This is a genomic window from Candidatus Krumholzibacteriia bacterium (assembly GCA_029865265.1).
Lineage (GTDB): Bacteria > Krumholzibacteriota > Krumholzibacteriia > WVZY01 > JAKEHA01 > JAKEHA01.
Genome location: JAOUHG010000084.1, coordinates 1 through 4,474, shown reverse-complemented (window position 1 = coordinate 4,474; position 4,474 = coordinate 1). Strand labels below are relative to the sequence as shown.

At 66.6% G+C, this 4,474-nt stretch carries 4 protein-coding genes and 1 other RNA gene; all 5 read left to right on the top strand.

Annotated features, from left to right (window positions below):
- Positions 1 to 646 precede the first annotated feature (646 nt).
- The 5 genes from OEX18_15760 (at position 647) to OEX18_15740 (ending at position 4,347) form a co-directional block, all read left to right on the top strand.
- Positions 647 to 1,072 (top strand): hypothetical protein, encoded by a 426-nt coding sequence (locus OEX18_15760; GenBank protein MDH4338718.1) that lies wholly within the window; start codon positions 647 to 649, stop codon positions 1,070 to 1,072.
- Between the two features lie 141 nt (positions 1,073 to 1,213).
- An RNA gene (rnpB, locus tag OEX18_15755) (RNase P RNA component class A) lies at positions 1,214 to 1,580 on the top strand.
- Between the two features lie 22 nt (positions 1,581 to 1,602).
- Entirely contained in the window at positions 1,603 to 3,312 is a 1,710-nt protein-coding gene (gene recJ, locus OEX18_15750; GenBank protein MDH4338717.1) for a single-stranded-DNA-specific exonuclease RecJ, read from the top strand.
- Positions 3,312 to 3,755 (top strand): D-aminoacyl-tRNA deacylase, encoded by a 444-nt coding sequence (dtd, locus tag OEX18_15745; protein MDH4338716.1) that lies wholly within the window; start codon positions 3,312 to 3,314, stop codon positions 3,753 to 3,755. Before recJ ends, dtd begins: the two co-directional genes overlap by 1 nt.
- A 1-nt stretch (position 3,756) precedes the next feature.
- The gene (locus OEX18_15740; GenBank protein ID MDH4338715.1) at positions 3,757 to 4,347 is read left to right on the top strand and encodes a Maf family protein; all 591 of its coding nucleotides are present in this window, start codon (positions 3,757 to 3,759) and stop codon (positions 4,345 to 4,347) included.
- The last annotated feature ends 127 nt before the right edge of the window (positions 4,348 to 4,474 follow it).

The window sequence follows — 4,474 nt, the reverse complement described above, 5'->3', positions numbered from 1 at the left end:
AGCGCCGGTGCCTGGGTCGTGCGGCGAGACATCCACCTAGGCAAGAACATCCCCGGCTATCCAGTGCGCGCCCAACAACCGGTTCCAGCGGACGGCGCTTCGCACCGCCGCTGAACCGGAGCGTTAGGCGGCCACCACAATCTTCTAGGCAACAGAAAGGCCGATTCGAATGAGAGTTACCTATGCCATCGTGTTCGTGAGCGACATGAAGAGGTCGGTCCAGTTCTATCGCGGCGCGCTGGGCCTGCCCGTCAAGTTTGAGTCTTCCCACTGGACCGAGTTCGACACGCCGGGCGCTACTCTCGCCTTGCACCTTGGCGAGGGCCCGGGCCGCGCCGGTCAGGCTAGCATCCCTGAGTCGCCTGGAGGTTGTCGGCCTGGTTTCGGCGTGCCAGACCTGCAGAGCTTCCACAGTCGAGTGGTGTCGCTAGGAGTTATGTGTATCCAGGAACCCAAGGACGTATTTGGGTCCAAGGTCGCCATCTACCTTGATCCAGACGGCCTTGCTGTCTCAGTAGGTGAAGACCGAAACGCTTGAACCAGTGGCCGCCTAACAAATCATTGCAGCGGACCCGACCGCTCGCTTCGCGAGCGCCCGGGCCGCTGAATTCCAGCCGTTAGGCGGCCGAGGGATGGAGAACGGTCGATGACAGTGCGTGTCCGGGTACTGCTCTTGCGCACGAGCGGAATCCTGCTGTGCGCCCTGGGTGTGTTGCATCTCGCCGTGACTCCCTTCATTGCCCAGATGTTGACGGACGCCGCAAGACCTGCAGCTCTGGACTGGCTCAGGCCGCCGATGCTGCTCAATCACATTGTGGTGGGTGTACTGCTGCTACCCCTGGGTGTGTTGATTACGTATGCGGCCCCGCATAGCACTTCATGGGCAAGAGTCACCACGCGGGTTGTGGCGTCAGCAATCGCGACGCTGCCACCCACACTGGTGTGGGTGATGGGCACGCACTACTTTGGAGCCTTGCCTTTTCAACTGGCCACGGCCATCGTCTGCGTCGGGAGTGTCACGTTACTTGCGGCTGCGTTTTGGCCCAGCGCGTCGGGAGACCTGCGGGAGTGAGCGAAGGATGTCCGCCTAACAACCGGTTGCAGCAGACGGCGCAAGGCGCCGCCGCTGAACCGGAGCGTTAGGCGGCTAACTGCCCCGCCCGCAAACCGCGGTTGCGCCATCCCGCGATCCTTCCCTATAATGCCAGCGGTTCGAGCGGGCGAGATGATCGCGGGCGGCTTTGGCCGTTCGAGGAAAGTCCGAGCACCGCGGAGCAGGGTGCCGGGTAACGCCCGGCGGAAGCGATTCCAGGGAAAGTGCCACAGAAAACACACCGCCCAAGACCGGCTTCGGCCGGGACGGCAAGGGTGAAAAGGTGAGGTAAGAGCTCACCGGGCTTCCGGTAACGGCGGCCGTCATGGTAAACCCCACCCGGTGCAAGACCAAATAGGAGGGCAGAGGTGCTCCGCCTCGTCATGACTCTCGGGTTGGTCGCTTGAGGTGTCCGGTAACGGGCATCCCAGACAAATGATCGTCCTCCTTCGGGAGAACAGAACTCGGCTTACGTCCCGCTCGGGCCCGTTTCTTCCCGGATAATCCAAATGAACAAGCACCGCTGGGTCATAAATGAGAGCGGCCGTGCCGCAACCACCGACTTCGCCACCACGCTGCGCATTCCCGCGGCGGGTGCGCGCCTGTTGACCGCGCGGGGCCTGGCTGACGTTTCCGCCGCGCGCGAATTTCTGGAGCCGCCCCTTTCCAGCGTGCACGATCCCTTTCTGTTCTCGCGCATGCGCGACGCGGTTGATCTCATTGCGGCTGCGGCGCGCGACGGCAAGTCGATACTGATTCATGGCGACTATGACGCCGACGGTATTTCCGGTACTGCGATCCTCTTCCACTATTTCAACGGACCCTTTTCCACGGTGTTCCGGTTCGTGCCCGACCGGCGCAAGGATGGCTACGGTATCGCCGAGCGCGCGGTGGAGTGGGCCATCGAACAGAAGGTGGGCGTGTTCGTGGCGGTGGACTGCGGCACCTCGGATGCGGAGCGGTTGCGGCGTGTCGCAGCCGCGGGCATCCCCGTGATCGTGTGCGACCACCACCAGATGCCGGTGGAAGGATTCGACGGCGGCATCCTGCTCAATCCGGTGGAACCCGGCGAGACCTACCCGTTCGCGGGTCTGTGCGGTGCGGGTGTGGCGTGGAAGCTGGTGCAGGCGCTCGCCGCTTCCGGGTTCAAGGGTGGCGTCGATCCCGAAGAACTGCTCGACCTGGTGGCGCTGGCCACGGTGGCGGACATGGCGCCGCTGGTGGCCGAGAATCGCTTTTTGGTGAGGGCGGGACTCGCGCGCATCAACACGCGCATGCGCGTGGGCCTCGAGGCCATCCGCGGACTCGCGCGCCTCAACGGCAGCGAGATTACCGCGCGCCACCTCTCGTTTGCATTTGCACCCCGCTTGAACGCGCCCGGCCGCGTGTCGCGCGCCAAGCCGTCGCTCGAGATCCTGTGCGCGAGCGCGCGCGACCGTGCCTTCGAACTGGCCGCAACCCTGGAGAGCGACAACGAACGCCGCCGCGAACTCACCCGCCAGGTGCAGGAGGAGGCGGTCGCGGTGATCAACGGCATGGCCGACCGCGATGCGCGCGGCGGTTTCGTGCTGGCGGGCGAGAACTGGGACGAGGGCGTGCTGGGCATTGCCGCGGCGCGCGTGGTGGAGGAGTTCGGGCGCCCCGCCATCCTCATGAGCCCCAGCAGCGGCATGCTCAAGGGTTCCGGCCGCAGTATCCCGGGTGTGAATCTCAAGGAGCAGCTCGACCACTTCCACGACGACCTGGTGCGCTACGGCGGCCACGCCGGTGCAGTGGGACTCACCCTGGACCCCGCGAAACTGGACGGTTTCGCCAGTGCCTTCTCCGAGCGGCTGCGCGACGCCATCGGTGACGAGCGTGGCGTGGCGCTGCGTATCGACGCGGAGCTGACCGTCACCGAGTGCACCGTCGAACTTCTCGATTTTCTCGCGCGCTGCGAGCCGTTCGGCAACGGCAATCCGGAACCGGTGTGGCTGCTGCGCGACGTGCAGGTGCTGCGCGACACCACCATCGTGGGCGACGGGCACATGAAACTCTTCTTCATGGACGGCGAGGGCGCGCGCGGTTCCGCCATCGCCTTTGGCTGGGAGCGCCCGCAGACCCCTGAGGACCTGCACGGGCGCGCGCTCGACCTGGCGGTGACCATCCGCAAGAGCGCCTACCTCGGGACCGTCTACCCGGACCTGCGCCTGGTGGACATGCGCGAGAGCGGCAGCTGATGCGCGTGGTGGTGCAGCGCGTGGCCGAGGCCAGCGTGACGGTGGCGGGCCGCGAGACCGGGCGCATCGGGCCGGGCTTCGTGGTGCTGGCGGGATTCCGCAAGGGCGACAACGAGGAAGCGGTGCGCTGGATGGCGCGCAAGGTGGCGTCGCTGCGCGTGTTCGAGGACGAAGCGGAACGCATGTCGCTGGCGCTGGATGCGGTGCAGGGGAGTGTTCTGGTGGTGTCGCAGTTCACCCTCTACGGCGATGTGCGCAAGGGTGCGCGCCCCAGCTTCGATGCGAGTGCGGCCCCGGGCGATGCGCGCGCGCTGTACGACCGCTTCGTCGCGGCCATGCGCGAAGAACTGCCCGGCCGGGTGGAGACGGGCGAGTTCCAGGCGTCGATGCAGGTGTCGCTGGTGAACGACGGGCCGGTAACCATCGTGATCGACAGGGACTGACGTGAACCCCTTCCTCGCTCCCGAACATCAGCGCGGCCTCGTGCTGGCGTCGCGCTCGCCGCGCCGCATCGAAATTCTGCGCGGCCTCGGCTTCGACTTCGAGGTGGAGCCCGCGCCGGAGCACCTCGAGGAAGACATCGCCCACGACGACGTGTTCGCGGTACCCGCGCTGCTCGCGGAGCGCAAGTGCGCGCACGTGGCCGCGCGCCGTCCGCAGGCGCTGGTGGTCGCGGCCGACACCGTGGTCATCGTGGACGGCGTCATCCTCAACAAGCCCGCCGACGACGCCGAGGCGGCCCGGTTTCTGCGCGCACTCGCCGGACGCAGCCACCACGTCGTCACCGGTGTCGCCCTGCGCCGCGATGCGCGCGGGCTGGCGATGTCCGGGAGCGAGCGCACCCGCGTGACCTTTCGCGACCTCGACGACGCCGAGATCGAGCGCTACGTCGCCACCGGTGAGGGGCGCGACAAGGCCGGGTCGTACGCCGCGCAGGGAATCGGCGCTGGGCTGATTCGTTCCGTCGAGGGATGTTTCTTCAACGTGGTCGGGCTGCCGGTGGCGCGACTGCTGGACATGATGAAGCAGGTGTAACGTGAGCACCTTCGACGCACTGCCCACCGTTCGCTTTGCCGCCGGCGCCATGCGCATCATCGACCAGACGTTGCTGCCGCGCCGCCACGAGGTCGTCGCGCTCTCCCGGCTGGCTCCGGTGTGCGAG

Coding starts and splice junctions, on each gene's coding strand:
- OEX18_15760 (MDH4338718.1), top strand. CDS start 647: ATGACAGTGCGTGTCCGGGTACTGCTCTTGCGCACGAGCGGAATCCTG.
- recJ (MDH4338717.1), top strand. CDS start 1,603: ATGAACAAGCACCGCTGGGTCATAAATGAGAGCGGCCGTGCCGCAACC.
- dtd (MDH4338716.1), top strand. CDS start 3,312: ATGCGCGTGGTGGTGCAGCGCGTGGCCGAGGCCAGCGTGACGGTGGCG.